Origin of the sequence: Pseudomonas aeruginosa, from assembly GCF_001457615.1 — a bacterium.
Taxonomy (GTDB): Bacteria; Pseudomonadota; Gammaproteobacteria; order Pseudomonadales; family Pseudomonadaceae; genus Pseudomonas; species Pseudomonas aeruginosa.
Genome location: NZ_LN831024.1, coordinates 1,072,893 through 1,094,102, shown reverse-complemented (window position 1 = coordinate 1,094,102; position 21,210 = coordinate 1,072,893). Strand labels below are relative to the sequence as shown.

General features: G+C 66.5%; 16 protein-coding genes. 5 read left to right on the top strand and 11 right to left on the bottom strand.

What is annotated here, in order from left to right:
• Positions 1 to 158: 158 nt before the first annotated feature.
• The 3 genes from AT700_RS05110 to AT700_RS05100 form a co-directional block, all read right to left on the bottom strand.
• A complete protein-coding gene (locus AT700_RS05110; protein ID WP_003103009.1) occupies positions 159 to 1,526 on the bottom strand; it encodes a DUF1329 domain-containing protein in 1,368 nt (455 codons plus the stop codon).
• Between the two features lie 60 nt (positions 1,527 to 1,586).
• A complete protein-coding gene (locus AT700_RS05105; protein ID WP_003093045.1) occupies positions 1,587 to 3,512 on the bottom strand; it encodes a DUF1302 domain-containing protein in 1,926 nt (641 codons plus the stop codon).
• 211 nt (positions 3,513 to 3,723) lie between these two features.
• Positions 3,724 to 5,406, bottom strand: coding sequence for a fatty acid--CoA ligase (locus AT700_RS05100; RefSeq protein WP_003103012.1), 1,683 nt, complete (start codon positions 5,404 to 5,406; stop codon positions 3,724 to 3,726).
• Between the two features lie 180 nt (positions 5,407 to 5,586).
• Between AT700_RS05100 and AT700_RS05095 the strand changes: the two genes are divergently transcribed.
• Complete coding sequence (locus AT700_RS05095) at positions 5,587 to 6,762, top strand: acetyl-CoA C-acyltransferase (RefSeq protein WP_003118278.1); 1,176 nt, start codon at positions 5,587 to 5,589, stop codon at positions 6,760 to 6,762.
• Between the two features lie 56 nt (positions 6,763 to 6,818).
• On the opposite strand, the gene AT700_RS05090 is transcribed toward AT700_RS05095, so the two are convergent.
• Complete coding sequence (locus tag AT700_RS05090) at positions 6,819 to 8,000, bottom strand: MFS transporter (RefSeq protein ID WP_003093049.1); 1,182 nt, start codon at positions 7,998 to 8,000, stop codon at positions 6,819 to 6,821.
• A gap of 101 nt (positions 8,001 to 8,101) precedes the next feature.
• On the opposite strand from AT700_RS05090, the gene AT700_RS05085 reads away from it, so the two are divergent.
• Positions 8,102 to 8,890: an AraC family transcriptional regulator gene (locus AT700_RS05085; RefSeq protein ID WP_003137733.1), complete on the top strand. Its 789-nt coding sequence runs from the start codon at positions 8,102 to 8,104 to the stop codon at positions 8,888 to 8,890.
• Between the two features lie 286 nt (positions 8,891 to 9,176).
• Here the strand turns inward: AT700_RS05085 and AT700_RS05080 are convergent, their stop codons facing one another.
• From AT700_RS05080 to cioA, 3 genes are read right to left on the bottom strand one after another with little or no spacing between them, the layout of a single operon-like run.
• Positions 9,177 to 9,347 carry a DUF2474 domain-containing protein gene (locus AT700_RS05080; protein WP_003093052.1) on the bottom strand — a complete coding sequence of 57 codons (171 nt, stop codon included), beginning with the start codon at positions 9,345 to 9,347 and terminating at the stop codon, positions 9,177 to 9,179.
• 13 nt (positions 9,348 to 9,360) lie between these two features.
• Positions 9,361 to 10,368, bottom strand: a complete 1,008-nt coding sequence (gene cioB, locus AT700_RS05075) for a cyanide-insensitive cytochrome bd quinol oxidase subunit II (protein ID WP_003093053.1) — start codon at positions 10,366 to 10,368, stop codon at positions 9,361 to 9,363.
• A gap of 3 nt (positions 10,369 to 10,371) precedes the next feature.
• Complete coding sequence (gene cioA / locus AT700_RS05070) at positions 10,372 to 11,838, bottom strand: cyanide-insensitive cytochrome bd quinol oxidase subunit I (protein WP_003093054.1); 1,467 nt, start codon at positions 11,836 to 11,838, stop codon at positions 10,372 to 10,374.
• 437 nt (positions 11,839 to 12,275) lie between these two features.
• Here cioA and AT700_RS05065 point away from each other — a divergent pair, with 437 nt between their 5' ends.
• The 3 genes from AT700_RS05065 (at position 12,276) to betT (ending at position 16,355) form a co-directional block, all read left to right on the top strand.
• Positions 12,276 to 13,055 (top strand): MetQ/NlpA family ABC transporter substrate-binding protein, encoded by a 780-nt coding sequence (locus AT700_RS05065; protein ID WP_003093057.1) that lies wholly within the window; start codon positions 12,276 to 12,278, stop codon positions 13,053 to 13,055.
• Between the two features lie 174 nt (positions 13,056 to 13,229).
• Positions 13,230 to 14,204: a sigma 54-interacting transcriptional regulator gene (locus AT700_RS05060; RefSeq protein WP_048520797.1), complete on the top strand. Its 975-nt coding sequence runs from the start codon at positions 13,230 to 13,232 to the stop codon at positions 14,202 to 14,204.
• A 189-nt stretch (positions 14,205 to 14,393) separates the two neighbouring features.
• Positions 14,394 to 16,355, top strand: coding sequence for a choline BCCT transporter BetT (gene betT / locus AT700_RS05055; RefSeq protein ID WP_003119234.1), 1,962 nt, complete (start codon positions 14,394 to 14,396; stop codon positions 16,353 to 16,355).
• Between the two features lie 107 nt (positions 16,356 to 16,462).
• Here the strand turns inward: betT and AT700_RS05050 are convergent, their stop codons facing one another.
• The 4 genes from AT700_RS05050 to AT700_RS05035 all read right to left on the bottom strand — a co-directional run bounded on the left by AT700_RS05050 (position 16,463) and on the right by AT700_RS05035 (position 21,201).
• Positions 16,463 to 18,499 carry an OPT family oligopeptide transporter gene (locus tag AT700_RS05050; RefSeq protein WP_003114310.1) on the bottom strand — a complete coding sequence of 679 codons (2,037 nt, stop codon included), beginning with the start codon at positions 18,497 to 18,499 and terminating at the stop codon, positions 16,463 to 16,465.
• A 162-nt stretch (positions 18,500 to 18,661) separates the two neighbouring features.
• Positions 18,662 to 19,495 (bottom strand): taurine dioxygenase, encoded by an 834-nt coding sequence (gene tauD / locus AT700_RS05045; protein ID WP_003159356.1) that lies wholly within the window; start codon positions 19,493 to 19,495, stop codon positions 18,662 to 18,664.
• A gap of 106 nt (positions 19,496 to 19,601) precedes the next feature.
• Entirely contained in the window at positions 19,602 to 20,420 is an 819-nt protein-coding gene (locus tag AT700_RS05040; RefSeq protein ID WP_003093070.1) for an ABC transporter permease subunit, read from the bottom strand.
• Positions 20,410 to 21,201, bottom strand: coding sequence for a taurine ABC transporter ATP-binding protein (locus AT700_RS05035; protein WP_023874954.1), 792 nt, complete (start codon positions 21,199 to 21,201; stop codon positions 20,410 to 20,412). The genes AT700_RS05040 and AT700_RS05035 overlap by 11 nt, the downstream gene beginning before the upstream one ends.
• Positions 21,202 to 21,210: the final 9 nt, after the last annotated feature.

Sequence of the window (21,210 nt, the reverse complement as noted above, 5' to 3'; positions counted from 1 at the left end):
GGCCACACAGGTGCCCGCCGGGAGGATGGCGACGACGGAATCCGCGGGCGAGGCGGGAAAACACTTTGTAATGAATTGACGGCCGGAGCGGCACGCCGCCCGCGAAAACGAAGAAACCGGCACAAGGCCGGTTTCTTCGTGGCTAGGAACGCCGTTTCTCAGCGTACCCCTTCCTGGCGCAGCGCCGCCGGGGTGTAGTCGCTTTCCGAAGCGCTGTAGTTGAAGTCGTAGGCCTGTTTCTCCTCGTTCTTCATGCCCAGCGCCAGGTAGCGGCCGGAGAGCAGGTCGTAGAGGGTTTCCACCGCGTACCAGGGCACCTGCTTGTCGTAGTACTGCTCGGCATGCGCCTCGGCCACGCGCCACAGGGTGCCGCGACCGTCGTAATGGTCGATCTCGGCGGCCTGCCAGGTGTCCTCGTCGATGTAGAAGTCACGCTTGGCGTAGATGTGCCGCTCGCCCGGCTTCAGGGTCGCGACCACATGCCAGACGCGGTGCAGCTCGTAGCGGGTCAGGTCCTGGTTGATGTGGCCGGCCTTGACGATTTCGCTGTACTTGATCTTCGGATCGTCGAGCTTGTAGCTGTTGTAGGGAATGTAGATTTCCTTCTTGCCTTCCAGCTTCCAGTCGTAGCGGTCCGGCGCACCGTTGTACATGTCGAAGTTGTCCGAGGTGCGCAGGCCGTCGGCGGCGGTGCCGGGACCGTCGTAGGACACCTGCGGAGCCCGCCGCACGCGGCGCTGGCCGGCGTTGTAGAGCCACGCCAGGCGCGGCTCCTTGACCTGGTTGAGGGTCTCGTGGACCAGCAGCACGTTACCGGCCAGGCGCGAGGGCGCGGTGACCCGCTGCTTGAAGTAGAACAGCACGTTGCTCGGCTTGTTCGGGTTGTAGTCCTTCAGGTTGGTACGGAAGGTGAAGGCATCCTGGAAGTAGACCAGCTGGTAGGAGCCGTTGACCTGCGGAGTGGCCTGGGTCACCAGGCGCCGGACGCTGCCGCCGCGATAGCGGGTGATGTGGTTCCAGATCACCTCCAGGCCGTTCTGCGGGATCGGGAACGGGTTGGCGGTATCGAAGTTCTCCAGGCCGTTGCCGCCTTCCACCAGCTTGGTGGTGGTGGCGTTGCGCTTGGCCGCCTCCTGCACCGCCGCCGGGACGGTGGCGCTGCGGTGGGTCTTGTATACCGGGATCTTGTAGGTATCCGGGTAGCGCTTGAACATGGCCAGTTGGCCGGGAGTCAGCTTGTCCTTGTACTGGTCGACGTTCTGCGCGGTGATGGTGAACAGCGGTTGCTCGCTGGCATAGGGGTTGGCGAGGAAGCCACGGCTGTCGACGCTGCCGGCGTTGGTCGCCAGGCCGCCGTCCCAGGCGGGGATGCTGCCGTCGGCGTTGCCGGCCTTCTCCGCCCCCAACGGAGTCAGGCTGGTGCCGAGCTTGGCCGCTTCGTCGGCGGATACCGCCGCCATCACCTGGGTGGCCAGCAGGCTCAGGGCCAGTACACCGGTATGCAGAAGAATCTTCGTTGTTTTCATTCGCTCGTCGTCCTCGTTAAGTCCTGCTCGCCGGCCCGGTTCGCACCGGGCCGGCGTACATCAGAAGTTCATGCCGAAGCTGAGCGCGACGAAGTCGCGATCGTCCACGGTGGTGTACTTGCCGTCGAAGAAGTTGGTGTAGGAGAGGCTCGCGGTGTAGGTGTTCTGGTACTCCGCGTCCACCCCCAGGCTGACCGCCTTGCGGCCTTCCTCGAAGTTGGCGCCGGGACCGGGCGAATAGCCATCGACGTCGTGCGACCAGGCCACGCTGGGCTTGAGGTTCACGCCCATGAACACGTCGTTGTAGTCCCAGATCGCACGGGCGCGATAACCCCAGGCGTCCGAGGTGGTATAGCCATCGTTCTCGCAGTAGCGGCTGACGTTGTTCGCTTCGGCGGTGCCCAGCGTGCTGACGTTCAGCGCCTGGCAGCTGGCCAGGCCGGAGATGGTCCCCGGCAGCGGCCCCGGTCCGAAGACCGGGTCACGCCCGTAGCGTGCCTTGGAGGTGCTTTCCAGGCCGCCGACGTGGGTCCAGCCGATCTCGCCCACCAGGGTCAGGCGCTCGGCGCCCATCACCTGGTCGAAGAAGTGCGTCAGGGTGGTCTGCAGTTGGGTGATCTCCTTGCGCCGATAGCCGTGCAGGTCCTGCCCGGCCTGGCCGTTCAGCACCGAGGCGTTGTCGTAGGGGCGGTTGCCGCCGATGCTCACCGGGTCGAGGCCGGCGAAGAGGATGTCGGTGGTGTTCAACTGCACCGGCGCGTTGGGCCGGTAGCTGACTTCGCCGCTCCACGCGGTGCCGTTGGGCAACGTGGTGGAGAAGCTCAGGCCGAACATGCGGATATCTTCCGGGTACTCGATGAAGTAGCTGGAGTTGCCGGCGGTGGCCGCCGCCGCGGCCTGGGCGGCCAGTGCCGGGTTGATCGCGGCGAGGCGGGTGGCGAGGTCGTTGATCGCCGCCATGGTGCTGGCCGAGGCGCCCTGGCCGCTGAAGATCGGCAGGCGGCTGTGGTAGTTCATGTAGTAGGCGCCGAACTCGGTGTTCAGTTCGTCGGCGAAGTAGCGCAGGGCGAAGCCGTACTGGCCGCTGTCGCGAGCGTCGCGGTCCGGCCCGCGGCGGACCAGGATGCCCTCGTCCCAGGGCGACGGGGTAACGCTCAGGCCAGCCCCGGCGAGCACGTTGTTGAGCAGGTTGATGGACGCCTTGTTGTTGGTCAGCACCGCCAGGTTCTGGTCGCAGCCATCGGCCACCACGTCCGGCTGGGAGAAGAAGGTGCCGCAGTTGTCGACCACCGTCTGGTCCCACTCGATCTGGTAGAAGCCTTCGGCGGACAGGTTGTCGGTGAGGTTCTGCGACAGGTAGAACATGTTCACCGGGATCAGGCCTTCCTTGATCTCCGAGCCGGGCCGGCGGAAGGCGGTGACGTCGATCGGGTTGATGGCGCTGATGCCGTTCTGGATGAAGGTGCTCTCGCCCCAGTTCACCACCTGCTTGCCCAGGCGCACGCTGCCCGGCAGGTCGCCGATGGCATAGTTGTGGTAGATGAAGGCGTCGAGCAGTTCGGCGCCGGAGGACTTGGCCAGGGTCTTGCGGCCGCTGTCGTCGATGTCCTTGAACTCGCGGTGCTCGTCCTTCAGCTCGAAGTCGTACCAGTACTTGCCGCGCAGGAACACACCGGTATCGCCGTACTTCAGTTCGAGGTCATGGATGCCCTTGAAGACCTTCGAGAACGTTTCCCCACGCTTGAAGTTCAAGTGGCTGTCGTCGGAGGTCTGGGAAAGTCCCTTGCCGCCGTTGTTCACACCGATCAGGTTCTTGTTCGGCTTGGCGGTCGACCAGCTGGCCCCGACCGACAACGCCGAGTCGAAGGAACCTTCGATTTCCCCGATGTTGAAGGTCACCCCAAAGGCCGGAGCCGCCAGCGAGGAAGCCAGGCTGACGGCCAACGGCAACCGGGCCCGACGCGAGAACGGATTACGGGTTGTCATCGACGCTACTCCATGTGTGTTTTTTGTTATGAGTGCGTGGACTATAGCTAGCGCTGCCTGCCGCTTGATCCCTCGAAAGTGTGATTTGCGCGGCGCAACCACTCTGGCTCGCGCCTTTGCGGCGGATGGAGAATGACCGGCCGGTCGCGAAAACGCGGAGACCAAGCGTTTGCTTGGCCTCCGGGCGTTTCGGCGGTGTAGGAAAGCCCCGTCAGACGGTCGACAGGAAGGCGCTGCCGGCTTCCTGCCACTGGGCGATCTCGATACGGATGCGCTTCTTGTCCAGCTTGCCGACGCTGGTCTTGGGAATATCGGTAACAACCGCGATCTGCGAGGGGATCGCCCACTTGTTGATGTTGCCCTGCTCGACGAAAGGCTTGAGGTGCTCCTTCAGGCCACGGGCGTCCAGTTGCTGGCCCTCGCGCACCACCAGCAGGGCGAACGGGCGCTCGCCCCATTGCGGATCGGGCACCCCGACCACCGCCACTTCGCGTACCGCCGGATGGCGGCTGATCAGGTCTTCCAGCTCCAGGGAGGACAGCCACTCGCCGCCGGTCTTGATCACGTCCTTGATGCGGTCGCGGATCTCGATGAAGCCCATGCCGTCCAGGGTCGCCACGTCGCCGGTGTGCATCCAGCCGCCGCGCCACAACTCCTCGCCGCGCTCGGGTTCGCGGAAATACCCCTGGGTCAGCCATGGCGAGCGCAACACCAGCTCGCCCTGGGATTCGCCGTCGGCCGGGAGGAAGCGGCCCTGTTCGTCCATGATCGCCGCATCCACCAGCGGCACCGGCACGCCGGCCTTGATCCGGTAGGTGGTGCGCTCGTCCTCGCTTCCGGCCAGCAGTTCGTCGTTGAGGTAGGCGCAGGAAATCAGCGGACAGGTCTCCGACATGCCGTAGGCGGCGGTCAGCTGGATGCCGCGCGCCTTGGCCGCCTCGTAGAGCGAGCGGTTCAGCGCGCTCCCACCGATGATCACCTTCCAGCCCTTGAAGTCCACGCCCTGGGCAGCCCTGGCGTTCATCACCATCTGCAGGATGGTCGGCACGCAGTGGGAGAAGGTGACCTTCTCGCGCTTCCACAGTTCGACCAGCAGTTCCGGATCGTAACGCCCGGGATAGACCTGCTTGACCCCGAGCATGGTCGCCACGTACGGAGTGCCCCAGGCGTGGACATGGAACATCGGGGTGATCGGCATGTACACGTCGCTGGTACCGAGCAGGCGGATGCTGTCCAGGCTGCCGATGGTCGAAGCCATCGCCAGAGTGTGCAGGACCAGTTGCCGGTGGCTGAAATACACACCTTTCGGATTGCCGGTGGTGCCGGTGGTGTAGAAGGTGGTGGCGATGGAGTTCTCGTCGAAATCGGGGAAGTCGTAGCGCGGGCTGGCCGCGGCCAGCAGCGACTCGTATTCGCCGACCAGGCCGGGCAGTTCGGCGCTCTTCTCCGCGCCGTCGGTGAGCAGGATGGTCCGCTCCACCGTGGCCAGCTGCCCCGCCACCGCCTGGTAGAGCGGGACGAACTCGCTGTTCACCAGCACGAAGCGATCCTCGGCGTGGTTCATGGTGTAGAGGATCTGCTCCGGGGAGAGGCGGATATTGATGGTATGCAGCACCGCCCCGATCATCGGGATGGCGAACATGCATTCCAGGTAGCGATGGCTGTCCCAGTCCATCACCGCCACCGTGTCGCCGGCCTTCACCCCGGCCTCGCTGAGTACGTTGGCCAGGCGCGCGACGCGCTCGTTGAAGGTGGCGTAGCTGTAGCGCACCTGGTCGCGGTAGACGATTTCATGACTCTTTTCGTAACGACGGCCGGAAAGCATCAGGCTCTTGATCAGCAACGGATACTGATAAGCGCCGGCGGCGGCCGGGATGAGACGGGTCTTCAGCATGGGGCGTACACCTGGGAGCGGGTTCGTTGTCAGGATGAGGCCGACTCTAGAGCCGTCGGCGGGCTTTGTTCATCAGTCAAAAGAGTGATTTGCCCGTGACCTTTCGGAGCCTCCCGGTCACAAGATAGAATCCGCCCACTGAATCGTTCAGACCCTATCCAGAACAAGAGGTAACGTTCCATGTCCGATATCGTCATCGTCGCCGGCGCCCGTACTCCCATGGGCGGCTTCCAGGGCAGCCTGGCCGGCGTTTCCGCGGTCGACCTGGGTGCCGTCGTGATCCGCGAAGCGGTGCAGCGCGCCGGCATCGCCGCCGAGGACGTACAGGAAGTGATCATGGGTTGCGTCCTGCCCGCCGGCCTGAAGCAGGGCCCGGCCCGCCAGGCCGCGCTGGCGGCCGGCCTGCCCGCCGCCACCGGCTGCACCACCATCAACAAGCTGTGCGGCTCGGGGATGAAGGCGGTGATGCTGGCCCACGACCTGCTCAAGGCTGGCACCAACCAGGTGATGGTCGCCGGTGGCATGGAAAGCATGTCCAACGCGCCCTATGTCCTGGAGAAAGCCCGCAGCGGCCTGCGCATGGGCCACGGCGAGATCAAGGACCACATGTTCCTCGACGGCCTGGAGGACGCCCGTACCGGCCGTTTGATGGGTTCGTTCGCCCAGGAGACCGCCGACAAGTACGGCGTGACCCGCGAGGAGATGGACGCCTATGCCATCGAATCGCTCAAGCGCGCCCAGGCCGCCATCGCCGATGGCTCGCTGGCGGCGGAAATCGTCCCGGTCACCGTCACCAGCCGCAAGGGCGAGAGCGTGGTGAAGGACGACGAGCAACCGCTGACCGCCAACCTGGAGAAGATCCCGAGCCTCAGGCCGGCGTTCCGCAAGGACGGTACCATCACCGCCGCCAATGCCAGCTCGATCTCCGACGGCGCCTCCGCGCTGGTCCTGATGACCGCCGAGGAAGCCCAGCGCCGTGGCCTGAAGCCGCTGGCGCGAATCGTCGGCCATGCCACCCAGAGCCAGGACCCGAGCGAGTTCACCCTGGCGCCGATCGGCGCGATGACCAACCTGTTCGCCAGGACCGGCTGGAGCAAGGACGACGTCGACCTGTTCGAGATCAACGAAGCCTTCGCCATGGTCACCATGCTCGCCATGCGCGAACACGGCCTCGATCATGCCAAGGTCAATGTCTATGGCGGCGCCTGCGCCCAGGGCCATCCGGTCGGTTCCACCGGCTCGCGGATCATCCTCACCCTGATCAACGCCCTGCGCCAGAAAGGCGGCAAGCGCGGCGTCGCCTCGCTGTGCATCGGCGGCGGCGAAGCCACCGCCGTGGCGCTCGAACTGCTCTGATACGGCGTTGAGCCATCGGCGCCCGGCCGGCTCGCGCTGTCCGGGCGCCCTCTTCCTCAGGTGCCCACCGCGGCGCTGCGCGCCGGACGCGGAAACACCAGCGCCGCGGCGAAGGTCAGCGCGGCGAAGCCCGCCAGTACCAGGTACAACCCCAGCAGCCCCTGCCGTGGCTCCAGGTAGGCGATCATCGGGATCGCCGCCGCGCTGGCGCCGAACGACAGGAAATAGCGCAGGGCGAAGACCCGCGCCTGCCACTGCGGCGCGACAAAGTGGGCGACCATCGCATCGTTCACCGTCACCTGGCCGAACACCGCGAACATGAACAGCGCGCCGAACAGCACCACTGCGCTGCCGTGGCCGTAGGCCAGGGCCAGCAGCAGCGGCACCTGGCAGAAGGTGAGGAAGACGAACGGCAACTTCAGGTTCAGGCGATCGATCAGGCGCCCCATGATCAGTTGCGCCACCGCGCCGAAGGCATAGGCCAGGCTGACCACCACGCCGAGGGTCTGCGGCGACGCCAGCAAGTCGCTCAGGCGCTCCTGGAACAGCTTCGGGTAGGTCACGGTGCTGGCGTTGAACACCACCCCGCCGGTGGCGGTGACCAGCGCCAGCACGCCGAACACCCGGCGCATCGACAGGCCCTCGCTGTCCTCGCCACGCGCCGCGGCCTTGGCCGACAGGTGCGGCGATGGCTCCTCGCGCACGCAGAAGAAAAAGCCGATGCCGAGCAGGATGGCCACCCCGCCGGGCAGGATGAACGCCGCACGCCAACCGAAGTGCGCGGTGAGAAAGCCGGTAAGCAGCGCGGCGAAGGCGACCCCGAGGTTACCCCACATGCCGTTGATGCCGATCTCGCGGCCGCGGTTCTCCGCGTGTGCCACCAGCATCGCGGTGCCGACCGGGTGGTAGATCGCGGCGAACACCCCGATCAGGGTCAGCCCGGTCACCAGCATCGGTACGCTGCCGGCCAGCCCGGTGAGCAGCGCGGCGGCGCCGATGCCGAAGAAGAACAGCAGCATCATCCGCCGCCGGCTCCAGGTATCGCCCAGCCAGCCAGCCGGCAGCGAACAGGCGCCGAAGGCGATGAAACCGCCCAGCGACAGGCCGATCAGACCGGCGTAGTCGAGGTCGAAGCTGCCGGCCATGCCGAGCACGGCGGCGGGGAAGATCAGCATGAACATGTGGTCGATGACATGCGCGGCGTTGATGAAGCGGATAACGGTTCGAGGTCGGTTCATGGCGTGCGGTCTGAATGGTCGGTGAGGAATGGGCGTCATGACCCGGGCATGATAGGTTGACCGAAAAGCGCAGACAGGACAGCGAGGTCATCGAAACGGACATGCTGATCGAGCACCGCCCGGACGGCCTGCTGGCCGCCATCTCCCTCGACTTCCCCGACAGCCATCACCTGGGGCGGCATTTCCACCCGCAGGCGCAGTTCCTCTACGCCGCTCGCGGCCTGATGCGCCTGGCCACCCACCACGGCGCCTGGGTGATCCCGCCGACCCGCGCGGTATGGATTCCGCCCCGGGTGGAGCACGAGATATTCATGTCCGGCGAGGTGCACATGCGCACCCTGTTCATCGAGCAACCCGAAACGCCGACACCGCTAAGCGACTGTTGCGTACTGGCGGTGACGCCGCTGCTGCGGGAAATGATCCTGCGCGCCATCCACCTCGAGAGCCAGCCGCGCCTGGACGACTTCCGCCAGCGCCTGCAAGGGCTGATCCTCAGCGAGATCGCCAACCTCGAACGGATGCCGCTGTACCTGCCGATGCCCCGCGACCGCCGCTTGCAGGCGATCTGCCAGGCATTGCTGAAACAGCCGGAACTGGGGCTGACCCTCGATGACTGGGGCCTGCGGGTCGGCGCCAGCTCGCGCACCCTGGCGCGGCTGTTCGCCCAGGAATTGCAGATGAGCTTCCATGAGTGGCGCCAGCAACTGCGCCTGACCGAAGCCCTGCCGCGCCTGCTGGCCGGCGACAGCGTGCAGGTGGTCGCCCGCGACCTCGGCTATGGCAGTACGCGGGCCTTCAGCAGCATGTTCCGCCGCCTGCTCGGCGAAACCCCGCGCGACTACCTGGGGCGACTGGAGCAACTGGCACGGGTCAGGGGCCGCGAGGACTGATGCCCCACGGCGCAACGCCAAGCAACCGCGAATCGGCGGATAACGCCTGCGGCGTCATTCGCCCTACCAAGGCGCCGCTAGGGCGCATCCGCCGCCAAGGCTCCCGTAGGGCGCATAACCGCAGCGCGGTTATCCGCCGAACCGGCCTGGATGGTGCAAGGCGGGAACGCGAGGATTGACGCCCTACGGCGCAACACCGAGCACTGGCGGATCGGCGGACAAAAAGAAGCCCTCCAGCGGAGGGCTCTCGGAAAAGGGCGCCGGAGCGCCCGGATGGGATCGTCGATCAGTGCGGAACGCCCAGCCCCGCCGCGCTCATGAACAGGCGCATCAGCCAGGCGGCGACGCCCAGGGCCAGCACGCTGGCGGTCCAGATACCCGCCAGCCAGGCCAGGCGTCGCCAGAGCGGTGGTTTGGCCGCGCTATCTCGTTCGGGATGACTCGGCGTACGGACCATATGCGGCGCCTCCTCAGTGATAGCCATCGCCGTGCTTCACCTTGCCGCGGAACACGTAGTAGCTCCAGGCGGTGTAGCCGAGGATGAAGGGAATGATGAACAGCGCGCCGACCAGCATGAAGCCCTGGCTCTGCGGCGGCGCCGAGGCCTCCCAGATGCTCACCGCCGGCGGGATGATGTTCGGCCACAGGCTGATCCCCAGGCCGCTGTAGCCGAGGAAGATCAACACCAGGGTGAGCACGAACGGCTTCACGTGGTCGTTGTTGGCCACCGAGCGCAGCAGCGCATAGAAAGTCACCAGGACCAGGATCGGCACCGGCAGGAACCAGAACAGGTTCGGCAGGCTGAACCAGCGTGCGGCGATCTCGGCATGGGCCAGCGGCGTCCACAGGCTGACCACCCCGATGATCGCCAGCAGCACCAGCGCCAGCGGGCGCGCCAGGTCGTGCATGCGCTCCTGCAGGCGGCCTTCGGTCTTCATGATCAGCCAGGTGCAGCCAAGCAGGGTGTAGGCGACGATCAGGGCCAGGCCGCAGAACAGCGGGAACGGCGCGATCCAGTCCAGCGAACCGCCGGCGAAGCTGCGGTTCTCCACCGGGATGCCTTCGATGAAGGCGCCCAGCGCCACGCCCTGGAAGAAGGTCGCCACCAGCGAACCGCCGATGAACGCCTTGTCCCAGATGTGCTGCTTGGCCGGCTTGGCCTTGAAGCGGAACTCGAAGGCGACGCCGCGGAAGATCAGCCCGACGAGCATGAAGATCAACGGCAGGTAGAGCGCCGACAGGACCACCGCGTAGGCCAGCGGGAAGGCCCCGAACAGCGCCGCGCCGCCCAGCACCAGCCAGGTCTCGTTGCCGTCCCAGACTGGCGCCACGGTGTTCATCATCACATCGCGGTCGCCGCTGTCCTTGAAGAACGGATAGAGCATGCCGATGCCCAGGTCGAAGCCGTCCATCACCACGTACATCATGATGCCGAAGATGATGATGACCGCCCAGATGAGGGGAAGATCGATACCCATGTCTCAGTTCCTCTTGTCCTGGTCGCGGTCGGCCGCTTGCGCGTGGCCGTCGTGCTCTTCGTCGAAACCTTCGCCGGCGGCCGACAACGGCCGCGCCGGCGTGCGCTTCTGCCCGGCGCCTCCCGGGTTGGTCTCGCGTCCCTCATGGGTGACCGGGCCCTTGCGCACCAGGCGCATCATGTAGCCGATGCCGACGCCGAACAGCGAGAAGTACACCACCACGAAGGTCAGCAGGGTCAGGCTCATCTGCGTCACGCTCTGCGCCGAGGAGGCGTCGGCGGTGCGCATCAGCCCGTAGACCACCCAGGGCTGGCGGCCCATCTCGGTAGTGAACCAGCCGGCGAGGATCGCGATCAGGCCGGACGGTCCCATCAGCAGGGTCAGGCGCAGGAAGGCCTTCGAGTTGAACAGCTTGTCCTGGCCGCGCCAGCGCAGCCACAGGCTCCAGACGCCGACCAGGATCATCAGCATGCCGAGGCCGGCCATGATCCGGAACGACCAGAACACCACGGTGGAGTTCGGCCGGTCTTCCGGCGGGAAGTCCTTCAGCGCCGGGATCGGCTCGGTCAGGCTGTGCTTGAGGATCAGGCTGCCGAGCACCGGGATCTCCACCTTGAAGCGGGTTTCCTCGCGCTGCATGTCCGGCCAGCCGAACAGGATCAGCGGGGTCGGCTCGCCGCTGCTGTTGTCCCAGTGGCCTTCCATCGCGGCGATCTTCGCCGGCTGGTGCTCCAGGGTGTTGAGGCCATGGGCATCGCCGATCAGCGCCTGTACCGGGGCGACGATCAGCGCCATCCACATGGCCATCGAGAGCATCTTGCGGATCGCCGGGTTGTCGCGCCCGCGCAGCAGGTGCCAGGCGGCCGAGGCGCCGACGAAGAAGGCGGTGGCGAGGAACGCGGCGACCGACATGTGCAGCAGGCGGTAGGGGAACGACGGGTTGAAGATCACCGCCACCCAGTCCACCGGGATCACCCGACCGTCGACGATCTCGAAGCCCTGCGGGGTCTGCATCCAGCTGTTGGAAGCGAGGATCCAGAACGTCGAGATCAGCGTGCCGATCGCCACCATCACCGTGGCGAAGAAATGCAGGCCCGGTCCCACGCGGTTCCAGCCGAACAGCATGACCCCGAGGAAACCGGCCTCGAGGAAGAACGCGGTGAGCACCTCGTAGGTCAGCAGCGGACCGGTGATGGACCCGGCGAAGTCGGAGAAATGGCTCCAGTTGGTGCCGAACTGGTACGCCATGACCAGCCCGGACACCACGCCCATGCCGAAGTTGACCGCGAAAATCTTCGACCAGAAATGATAGAGGTCGCGGTAGACCTCTTCGTTCGTTTTCAGCCAGAGGCCTTCCAGTACGGCCAGGTAGCTGGCCAACCCGATGGTGATCGCCGGGAAGATGATGTGGAAGGACACGGTGAACGCGAACTGGATGCGGGCAAGGTCGATAGCCTCCAATCCGAACATGGCAACTCCTCTTCAGGTTCTCGGCCCTTCCGGCTTACGTGCGGATTCGGCCGTGCTTCCTCACGCGCAACGCTACGCAAGGTTTTGGAACACATCCTTCAGCTATCGTTCTTGTCATTGGAAAGCGACCGCAGCCCTGGATGGCAGGAATGCGGGAAGGGTCGCAAGCAGATTCCCGGACCACCCGCCTTGATGCAGAGCAATTCGGTACGAAAATCTTACCCGTTAGCCTAGACCGTCCTGCTGTGGTCGGTTGTCGCGAGACAAATTGCCTCAGCCCTCGCATATTCATTCATGGAATATAAAAATAAACAAATAATATTTTTATGGAATAAAAAGAGTCGCTACTCTCCCCTTCAAGCCGCCCCTCGCGTGTTGGCGCCCCTCCTTCACCGCCCTGCGCGCAGCGGCGGACATCGCCCTACAAGGATCGAAGAATGAAAAAACTGCTCCTGCTGACTGCCCTGGCCTCCGTCATCAGCGTTTCCGCCAGCGCCGCGGAAAAGCTCATCGTCGCCGCCACGCCGATCCCTCACGCGGAAATCCTCGAACTCATCAAGCCGACCCTGGCGAAGGAAGGCGTCGACCTGCAGATCAAGGTGTTCACCGACTACGTGCAGCCCAACGTGCAGGTCGCCGAGAAGCGTCTGGACGCCAACTACTTCCAGACCCTGCCGTACCTGGAGAACTTCAACAAAGGCAAGGGCACCAACCTGGTCACCGTGGTCGGCGTACACGTCGAACCCTTCGGTGGCTATTCGAGGAAATACAAGTCGCTGGCCGAGCTGCCCGACGGCGCCACCGTCGCCATCCCCAACGAAGGCAGCAACAGCGGGCGCGCCCTGCTGCTGTTGCAGAAGGCCGGCCTGCTCAAGCTGAAGGACCCGAACAACGCCCTGGCCACGCCCAAGGACATCGCCGAGAACCCGAAGAACCTGAAGTTCAAGGAACTCGAATCGGCCCTGTTGCCGCGCGTGCTGGACCAGGTCGACCTGGACCTGATCAACACCAACTACGCGCTGGAGGCCAAGCTCAACCCGGCCAAGGACGCGCTGGTCCTGGAAGACCGCGATTCGCCCTATGTGAACTACCTGGTGGCGCGTCCTGACAACAAGGATAGCGACGCCCTGAAGAAGCTTTCCGCCGCGCTGACCAGCCCGGAAGTGAAAGCCTTCATCGAGAAGAAATATGCCGGCGCGGTGGTCCCGGCCTTCTGACCCCAGCCCGTCCCGACTCCCACGCTGGGCGCCGTTGCAGCGCCCCTTGTTCACGCCGGTGTCGCATGGCTTGCACCGGCGTTTCTTTTTCCGCAACGGCCCCCGCCCGCAGCCGTTCCGGCCGTCGTCGCGGCGCAGGCGCTGGAGGCGCCCCGTGCCGCCAAGGAGTTACCCATGAGCGAGAAACCACGCCCCGCGCCGCTGACCTTCCCCGACGCCGACCGCAGTCCGCTGAGCATCCGCGCCAAGGCCCTGGTGTTCTTCGACCCACGCTCGCACCGGGTCCGCGAAGAACTCGAGCGCCTCGCGCCACAGGGCCAGCCGGTGCTGATCGAAGGCGAGACCGGCACCGGCAAGGAGCTGCTCGCCCGGCAGATCCACCGCCACAGCGAACGCGCCGGTCTGTTCGTTGCGGTCAGTTGCAGCGCCCTCAGTCGCAACCATGCCGAAGCCGAGCTGTTCGGCTACGCTCCCGGCGCCCATAACGGCCCGGTCGGCAGCCGCGCCGGCTGGTTCGGTTCGGCCAATGGCGGCACCCTGTACCTGGACGAGATCGCCGACCTGCCGCTGACGCTGCAGGCCAGGCTGCTACAGACGCTGGAGGAACGCGAGGTGCTGCGGGTCGGCGCGCAGCAGCCGATTCCCCATGACGTGCGCCTGGTCACCGCCACCAGCGTCGACCTGGACCAGGCGGTGCGCGCCGGCAAGTTCCTGGCCGGCCTGCAACAATACCTGCACGACGGCCGCCTGAGCCTGCCGCCATTGCGCGAACGTCCGGGAGACATCCTGCCGCTGGCGGAATACTTCGTCGGCGTCTATGCCCAGCGCCTGGACCTGCCGGTGCCGGCCATCGGCGTGGAAACCCAGCGGATCCTCGAGAGCTATCCCTGGCCAGGCAACATCCGCGAGCTGGAAAACGTCGTCCACTTCGCCCTGCTGGTCAGCGACAAGGAAGAAATCCTGCCGCAGCATCTGAATTTTGGCGGGGCAACGCCAGACCCATCGCTGGCCGGTCTGCGGCGCCTGCTCGGCCAAGCCGGAGCGCCGTCGCTGGAGCAGGTACAGGCCCTGCTCCTGCAACTGGCCACAGAGCAGGCAGGCGGCGACGAGGAGGTGGGAAGGCGGCGCCTGGGACTGGCGGCGAACTGAAGGAATCCTTCGGCGAACGTGCGGGAAAAGCGCGGCGCCGAAGGCTTCCATACGTCCGAAGGATTGGCTCCCGGGCCCTTGATCGTGTTTATATTGAACGCTTGATCAAATTAAGGACGAGGAGACCAGCCTGTTTTGACTGACGCACAATCGCCCTCCGCCACCCCCTCCACCCCCACGCCCATCCGCATGAATCCCCCGGTGTTCTACGGTGCGGCGATCCTGATCCTGCTGTTCGCCGCGGTGGTCATCGGCTTCCCCCAGCGCGCCGGCGAATGGTTGCTGGCCGCACAGACCTGGGCCTCGCAGACCGTCGGTTGGTACTACCTGCTGGCGATGACGCTGTACCTGATCTTCGTGGTGGTCACCGCGCTTTCCGGCTACGGCAAGATCAAGCTCGGTGCCGACCACGACGAGCCGGAATTCAGCTACCTGTCCTGGGCCGGCATGCTGTTCGCCGCCGGCATCAGCATCACCCTGTTCTTCTTCTGCGTATCCGAGCCGCTGACCCATTTCCTCCAGCCGCCGCAAGGCGAGGCCGGTACCCAGGAAGCCGCGCGGCAGGCCATGGAACTGCTGTTCCTGCACTGGGGCCTGCACGGCTGGGGCGTGTTCGCCCTGGTGGCGATGGCCCTGGCCTACTTCGCCTACCGCCACAACCTGCCGCTGGCCCTGCGCTCGGCGCTCTACCCGTTGATCGGCAAGCGCATCAACGGGCCGATCGGCTACACGGTGGACTGCTTCGGCATCATCGCCACGGTGTTCGGCCTCGGCGCCGACATGGGCTTCGGCGTGCTCCAGCTCAACTCCGGGCTGGACTACCTGTACGCCATCCCGCATACCCACCCGGTGCAGATGGCGCTCATCGTGCTGATGATGGGCGCGGCGATCTCGGTGGCGGTCTCCGGCGTCGACAAGGGCATCCGCATCCTCTCCGACATCAACATGCTGCTGGCCTGCAGCCTGCTGCTGTTCGTGCTGTTCGCCGGTCCGACCCAGCACCTGCTCAACACCCTGGTGCAGAACGTCGGCGACTACCTCGGCCACCTGCCGGGCAAGAGCTTCGACCTCTACGCCTACGGCGGTCCCAGCGACTGGCTGGGCTCGTGGACGGTGTTCTACTGGGCCTGGTGGATCGCCTGGGCGCCCTTCGTCGGCCTGTTCATCGCGCGCATCTCGCGCGGCCGGACGATCCGCGAATTCGTCTTCGGCGTGCTGTTCATCCCGCTCGGCTTCACCCTGGCGTGGATGTCGATCTTCGGCAACAGCGCCCTGGAGCAGGCCCTCGGCGGCGCCAGCGAACTCGGCCGGGTGGCCATCGAGCAGCCGTCGATGGCCCTCTACCAGATGCTCCAGAACTACCCCTGGAGCCGCGCGGTGATCACCGTCACTGTGCTGGTCAGCTTCGTCTTCTTCGTCACCTCGGCGGACTCCGGCACCGTGGTCCTCTCCACCCTCTCCGCCCACGGCGGCAGCGCCGACGACGACGGACCGAAGTGGCTGCGGGTGTTCTGGGGCTCGGTCACCGCGCTGGTCACCGGAGGGCTGCTGTTCGCCGGCAGCATCGACGCGCTGAAGTCGGCGGTGGTGCTGACCTCCCTGCCCTTCTCGCTGATCCTGCTATTGATGATGTGGGGCCTGCACAAGGCCTTCTACATGGAGTCGCAGCGCCAGCGGGCGCGGAGCCACTCCCTGGCGCCGCTGATGAGCGGCAACGGCAAGCGCTCCGGCGGCTGGAAGCGACGCCTGTCGCAGGCCGTGCACTTCCCCTCGCGGGACGAGGTGTACCGCTTCATGAACGATGTGGTGCGCCCGGCGATCAGCGAGGTTTCCGAGGTGTTCCGCGAGAAGGGCCTGGCGGTGGACGCCCAGCTCGACCCGGGCAACGCCTCGCTGAGCCTGGAGATCGGTCATGGCGAGCAGCATCGGTTCCTCTACCAGGTGCTGATGCGCGGCTACTTCACGCCGTCCTTCGCGCGTGCCGGCATGGGCGGCCTGCACCTGAAGAATCGCCGCTACTTCCGTGCCGAGGTGCATCTCGCCGAAGGTAGCCAGGACTACGATCTGATGGGCTACACCAAGGAGCAGATCATCAACGACATGCTCGACCAGTACGAGCGGCACCTGCAGTTCCTGCACCTGGTGCGTTGAGCGCAGGAAAAGGGGGCGCGCAGGGCGCCCCTTCCCTCATCCTCCGTCCCTGACCGCGGGGAATGACGCTAGCGGCAACATCCCATCCCCGTGCAGCTGCGAATCCCTCAGCGCGCCAGCACTCGCCGGTAGAACAGCACGCAGATCGCGACGAATACCACCAGTCCCAGCCACTGGGCGATGCCCGCGAAGCCGGCGCCGGCCAGCGCCAGCGGCGCGTCCTCGCCGGTGGCGCCGATCACCCCGGCGAGCAGGATGCCCATCAGGCTCTCGCCGACGATCAGCCCCGAAGCCAGCAGCACGCCGCGTCGCTTCGGCTCTTCGGCATAAGCCTCTTCGTCGACCCCGGCCGCCGCCGCACGCTTCTTCAGGGCATTTTCCAGCAGCCAGGAAATCAGCGCACCGACCACCAGGGTCATGCCGATGGTCGGCGGCAGGTAGATCCCCAGGCCCACCGCCAGCACCGGCAGGCAGGCCTTGCCGGTACGGCGCAGGAGCAGGTCGACGAGGATCAGGGCGATGCCCAGGGCGACGCCGATGAGGATCATGTTCCAGTTCAGCGCGTCGTGGAAAATCCCGCTGGCGATCGCCGTCATCAGGGTCGCCTGCGGCGCGGCCAGGGCCTGGCCGGGGTCCATTCCCTCGCGCGGCAGGGCCCCGGTGAAGCCGTAGGCGCTGTAGAGCAGTTCCAGCACCGGGGGGATCACCAGCGCGCCGACGATGCAGCCGACGATCAGCGCGACCTGCTGGCGCCAGGGCGTGGCGCCGACCAGGTAGCCGGTCTTGAGGTCCTGCAGGTTGTCGTTGGAGATCGCCGCGATGGCCAGCACCACCGAGGTGGTAAACAGCGCCAGGGCGATCGCCAGCTTGCCGTTCTGGCGGTCCAGCAGGCCGCCCTCGATGCTGCCGAAGCCGAGTATCAGCAACGACACCAGGATGACCGCGATGATCCCGATCCCCGAGATCGGACTGCTCGACGAACCGACCAGGCCGGCCATGTAGCCGCAGGCGGCGGCGATCAGGAAGCCGAAGAAGAAGGCGAACACCACGCATACCGCCACCAGGCTCCAGAACTGCGGGCTGGCCATGTCCGGCGCGGCGGCACCGAGGAAGTGGCTGAAGACCACGAACAGCGAGACCAGCAGTATCCCGGCGATCAGCAGGATCCACTTGGCCGGCATGTCCAGCTCGGTGCGCAGGCTGTTCGCCTGGCTATTGCCGCGCACTGCCCCGAGGGAGGCCCAGACGCCCCGCACCATCGGCTTGAACAGGGTCGCCAGGGTCCACAGCGCGGCCACGCCGATGGTGCCGGCGCCGAGGAAGCGCACCTGCGAACTCCACAGTTGGGTGGCCAGGTCCGACAGGCTCTGGCCGTCGGCCGGCACGCTGTTGACGGTCAGCAACGGCACCGCGACGCCCCAGGAGATCACCACGCCGATGAGGATCGCGATGCCGGCGGTGATGCCCATCAGGTAGCCGGCACCGACCAACGCCAGGGAAAAACCGGTGGAAAGGCGGAACGCCGCCTGCCCGGCACTGAGCCAGACGCTGAAGCCTTCGGCGAGAACCTTGAAGCCGCTGCTCCAGAGGCTGAACAGCGCCGCCACCAGGCCGCCGCCGAGGATATCGTAGAGCCCCGGCGCGTTACCGGCGGCACGCGGCGCGCGGGCGTCTTCCTCGTCCTCGGCGCCGTCGCTGCCGACCCGGAGGATTTCCGCCGCCGCCACCCCTTCCGGATACGGCAGTTCGCTTTGCACCACCATCACCCGGCGCAGCGGAATGGTATAGAGCACCCCGAGAATGCCGCCGATGGAGCAGATCGCCGCGGTCTGCCAGAACGGGAAGCCACTCCAGTAGCCGATCATCAGCAGGCCGGGAAGGATGAAGATGATCGAGGACAGAGTGCCGGCCGCCGAGGCCTGGGTCTGCACCATGTTGTTCTCGAGGATGTTGGCGCCGGAGAAGTAGCGCAGGACGGCCATCGAGATCACCGCCGCCGGGATCGACGAGGCGAAGGTCAGGCCGACCTTCAGACCGAGGTAGACGTTGGAGGCGGTGAAGACCACGGTGATCAGCGCACCGAGGATCAGGCCACGCAGGGTGAGCTCTGGCAGGGTCAGCTCATCCGGGATGCGTTCTTGCATGGATGAAAACTCTCGAAACAATTGGACCCGCCAAGCTTAGGCGAGAGCGGCACGCCGGGACACGACAGCGAATGTCGCAGAGGCGACCTTTTCGAGAGCAAAAGCTGGCGGAACGGACAGTTGCCGGCGCGGGCCGCCGGAGGAAGCCCGCGCGCGGCGGCGTCAGAAGGGCTTGTCGCCGAGGATGGTGGCGCGATGCATGACCCGCCGCTGGGGCCGGTAATCGTCCACCGCGTAGTGCTGCGTCACGCGGTTGTCCCAGAACGCCACGTCGTTTTCCTGCCAGCGCCAGCGCACGGTGAATTCAGGTCGCGTGGCATGGGCGAAGAGGAACTTCAGCAGCGCATCGCTCTCGGCCGGCTCCAGTTCGTTGATGCGGGTGGTAAAGCCATCGCTGACGAACAGGCCCTTGCGCCCGGTGACCGGATGGGTGCGCACCACCGGATGCGAGCGCGGCGGATTCTTCAGGCGGGCCTCCTCCAGGCGCGCCAGGTCGGCCTCGGTGACGCCGAAGCGCTCGCGGGGGAAGGACTTGCCGATGTCGTGGGTCGCCGTGAGACCGTCCAGCAGACGCCGCAGCGGCGCCGACAGCGCCTCGTAGGCCGCCGTGCTGCTCGCCCAGAGGGTGTCGCCGCCGTACGGCGGCAATTGCTTGGCGGCGAGCACCGCCCCCAGCGCCGGGGTCTCGAGGAAGGTCACGTCGGTGTGCCAGATGGCATTGTCGCGCACGTCGGTGACCGCGGTGTCGAGGACGATGACCTCCGGCTGCTCCGGCACGCTGGGGTAGATCGGATGGATGTGCAGGTCGCCGAAGCGGGCGGCGAAGCGCGCCTGGCTCCTGGGTTCCAGCGACTGGTCGCGGAAGAACAGCACCTGGTGTTCGAGCAGGGCCTGCTCGATGGCCCGCTGGCCGGCGTCGTCCAGCGGCGCGCCGAGGTCGATGCCGGAAACGATGGCGCCCAGGGCCGGGCTGATGGGTTGGATGGTCAGGCTCATGTCGTGCTACTCGTCGGGCAGGTTGCGGGCGCGCCCTGCGCGCCCTCGCTCCGGCCTTCGCCGCGTGGGTGAAGGTCGGTTCGGAAATGACTCGGGACTCTCGCGCTCAACCCCAGGCGGCGAAGCGCCGCTGGACCCAGCGCAGCCCCAGTTCGAAGGCCAGGGCGATGGCGGCGATCAGCAGGATGCCGACCACCACCACGTCGGTGGCGAGGAATTGCGCGGCGGACTGGACCATGAAGCCGAGGCCGCGGTTGGCCGCGATCAGCTCGGCGGCGACCAGGGTCGACCAGCCGACGCCGAGGGCGATGCGCAGGCCGGTGAGGACCTCCGGCAAGGCGCTCGGCAGGATCACGTAGCGCACCACCTGCCAGCGGCTGGCCCCCAGGCAGCGCACCGCCTGCACCCGCGATCGGTCGACGCGACGCACGCCGGCGGCGGTAGCGATCAGCAGCGGCGCGAACAGCGCCAGGTAGATCAGCAGCACCTTGCTCAGCTCGCCGATGCCGAACCAGATGACGATCAACGGCAGGTAGGCCAACGGCGGGATCGGCCGGTAGAACTCCACCAGCGGATCGAGGGCCGCTCCGGCCAAGGGGTTGAGGCCCATCAGCACGCCCAGCGGGATCGCCGTCAGCACCGCCGCGCCGAGCGCCAGGAGCACCCGCAGCAGACTGGTGCCGACGTGTTGCAGCAGGCTGGCATCGAGGTAGCCCTCCTGCCATAGCCGTTGCAGGGCTTCGAAGAGCTGTTCGGGCGCCGGCAGGAACAGCACGTCGACCCAGCCGAAACGGGTCGCCGCCCACCACAGCAGGGCCAGGGCCAGCACGCTGGCACCGGCGGCCCAGCGCCGACGGTCGCCGGGCAGGCGCCGCTTGCGCGGGACAGGCTTGGCGGCGGCGAGTCCGAGGGTATCAGTGGGCATGTTCGGCCTCCGCGACATCGAGGAATTCGTCCAGCAACGCCTGGCGCAAACGGCCGAACTCGGGATCGGCCTTGATCGAGCGCACCGTTTCGCCGGCGGCGTAGCGCCGCGCGAAGTCCACCGGCAGGCGCTTGACGATGCGCGCCGGCGGGCCGTCCATCACCACCAGGTCGGTAGCCAGGAACAGGGCCTCGTCGACGCTGTGGGTGATCAGGAAGAGGCCCTTGCCGGTCTGCTTCCACAGGTCCAGCAGGAGCACCTGCATGCGTTCGCGGGTCAGCGCGTCGAGCGCGCCGAACGGCTCGTCGAGCAGCAGGAAGTCCGGCTCGACCGCCAGCGCGCGTGCCAGCCCGAGGCGTTGCCGCTGGCCGCCGGAGAGCTCGGCGACGGACTGCTCGGCGTACTCCTGGAGGCCCACCAGTTGCAGGACCTGGCGCGCCCGCGCGGTGCGCTCGGCCTTGCCCAGGCCACGGATGCGCAGGCCCAGGGCGACGTTGTCGAGGGCGTTGAGCCAGGGCATCAGGGCGTCGTCCTGGAATACCACGCCGCGCTCGCCGCCGGGCCCTTCGAGTGTCCGGCCGTCGATCTGCACGCGTCCCTGGTCCGGCTTCTGGAAACCGGCAAGGATGTTCAGCAGTGTCGACTTGCCGCAGCCCGAAGGACCCAGCACCACCAGCGACTCGCCCTTGGCCAGGCCCAGGCTGAGATCGCGGAGGATGGCGCGGCGCTGGCCGCGCTGTTCGAATGAGAGGCTGATCGCCTCGGCCGTCAGACGGCTCATGTGTTCTGC